Annotated in this window: 2 protein-coding genes; both read left to right on the forward strand. The window is 69.1% G+C overall.

Going from position 1 to position 1,653, the window contains the following annotated elements; translation table 11 throughout:
• Window positions 1–182: 182 nt before the first annotated feature.
• Window positions 183–788: a 50S ribosomal protein L25/general stress protein Ctc gene (locus ABZ260_RS50810; RefSeq protein WP_355633107.1), complete on the forward strand. Its 606-nt coding sequence runs from the start codon at window positions 183–185 to the stop codon at window positions 786–788.
• Between the two features lie 64 nt (window positions 789–852).
• Window positions 853–1,458, forward strand: a complete 606-nt coding sequence (gene pth, locus ABZ260_RS50815; RefSeq protein ID WP_350926825.1) for an aminoacyl-tRNA hydrolase — start codon at window positions 853–855, stop codon at window positions 1,456–1,458.
• Window positions 1,459–1,653: the final 195 nt, after the last annotated feature.

Genomic DNA, 1,653 nt, shown 5'->3' on the forward strand with positions numbered 1-1,653 from the left:
TTCGTTCCTCGCAACCTCCCTCTCCTCAGTCCAGTCGCCGGCGCGGCCTCACGGGTTGTCGGCGACGCGCCAGCGTCGCAGTAAGCACGGTAGGCTTGTCAGGTTGCGTTCGTAACGCCTTCCGCTAGGGCGGGTGAGGGGGAACGCATCTTCCGATTTTCGAGATCCCTAGGAGATCAGTCATGTCCGAAGTGGTAATCACCACCGAGCTCCGCGACAAGTTCGGCAAGGGCGCCGCCCGCAAGATCCGTCGCGAGGACAAGGTGCCCGTCGTCCTCTACGGACACGGCTCCGAGCCGAGGCACCTGTCCCTGCCGGGTCACGAGCTGCTGCTCGCCCTGCGTACGCCGAACGTGCTGATCCGCCTTGAGGGTGCGGTCGCCGAGCTCGCGCTGCCCAAGGGCGTCCAGCGCGACCCGATCAAGGGCTTCCTTGAGCACGTCGACCTCCTGCTCGTCAGGCGCGGCGAGAAGGTCACCGTCGACATTCCCGTCATCGTGACCGGTGAGGTCGCCGACGGCATCCTCGACCAGCAGCTCGTCTCCGTCTCGGTCGAGACCGAGGCCACCCACATTCCCGAGGGCGTCGAGGTCGACGTCGAGGGCCTGGAGGTCGGCACCCAGATCACCGCCGCCGACCTGAAGCTGCCCAAGGGCACGACCCTCGCCGCCGACCCCGAGGCGCTGGTCCTGATCATCTCCGCGGCCCCGACCGCCGAGCCGGCGGCCGAGGGCGAGGCCGCCGAGGCCGCTCCGGCCGAGGGTGCGGCCGCCGAGAGCGCCGAGTAGTTTTCTCTGCTAGATCTGTCAGGGCGGCCCGGTTCCGGGCCGCCCTGACGCGCGTATGAAGGGGATGCCGATCGTGGACCGCTGGTTGGTCGTGGGCCTGGGAAACCCCGGGCCGGAGTACGTAGGAAACCGGCACAACGCGGGGTTCATGGTCCTGGACGAGTTGGCCGCGCGCGCCGGTGGGCGGTTCAAGGCGCACAGGTCGCGCTCGGAGGTGCTGGAGGGCCGCCTGGCGGGTGTCCCCGCGGTGCTGGCCAAGCCGCTGTCCTTCATGAACCTGTCCGGCGGACCGGTCAAGGCCCTGGCCGACTTCTACAAGGTCGATCCGGCCCGGGTGATCGTGGTCCACGACGAGCTGGACATCCCGTACGGCGCGCTGAGGGCCAAGCTGGGCGGCGGCGACAACGGTCACAACGGGCTGAAGTCGATCACCAAGTCGCTGGCGACCAAGGACTACCTGCGGGTGCGGTTCGGCATCGGCCGCCCGCCGGGCCGGATGGACGCCGCGAGCTATGTCCTGCGTGACTTCGCCACCGCCGAGCGCAAGGATCTCGGGTTCCTGGTCGACCGTGCGGCCGACGTGGTGGAGTCGCTGATCAGGGTCGGCCTGGAGCCGACCCAGAACGCCTTCCACGCCGGCGACCTGAACATCTCGGGACCGCCGCGTTGATTGCGACGCTAACGCGTCGCGGTTCGGCCGCTCTTATCCGGCTCTGTACCACTGGCGACGCTGCGCGTCGCGGTGAGGCCGCTGGGATCCGGCTCCTTCCCTCGTCGAGCGGGGTCGCTCGTTCCTCGCGACCCCGCTCTCCTCAGTCCAGTCGCCGGCGCGGCCTCACGGGGAGTCCCTCAGGGATGGAGCACG

This window comes from Streptosporangium sp. NPDC006013 (genome assembly GCF_040614275.1).
Taxonomy (GTDB): domain Bacteria; phylum Actinomycetota; class Actinomycetes; order Streptosporangiales; family Streptosporangiaceae; genus Streptosporangium.

Bases quoted from the DNA above. Each gene is read 5' to 3' on its own strand.
- pth (WP_350926825.1), top strand. From the start codon at position 853: ATGCCGATCGTGGACCGCTGGTTGGTCGTGGGCCTGGGAAACCCCGGG.
- ABZ260_RS50810 (WP_355633107.1), top strand. From the start codon at position 183: ATGTCCGAAGTGGTAATCACCACCGAGCTCCGCGACAAGTTCGGCAAG.